Genomic DNA, 256 nt, shown 5'->3' on the forward strand with positions numbered 1-256 from the left:
CCCCCCCCCAGATTACTACGCGTCTCGTGGGCTCGGAGATGTGTATAAGAGACAGAGCGAGTCGAAACCGGCCGCACGCAGCACGGTCACGTGCCTGCCCGTGGCGCCCGGCAGCGTCACGAGCTCGGCACCGCGACTGTCTCTTATACACATCTCCGAGCCCACGAGACGCGTAGTAATCTGGGGGGGGGGTGGGTTGTTTGGGGGGGGGGGGGGGGGGGGGGGGGGGGGGGGGGGGGGGGGGGGGGGGGGGGGG

At 71.5% G+C, this 256-nt stretch carries 1 protein-coding gene; it reads left to right on the forward strand.

The window, feature by feature from the left end; genetic code table 11:
• The coding region (locus ACPYOM_RS23005; RefSeq protein ID WP_481347742.1) for a hypothetical protein at positions 1-256 on the forward strand (256 nt) is incomplete at both ends.

It is taken from the genome of Monashia sp. HAY1-2A, assembly GCF_056755315.1.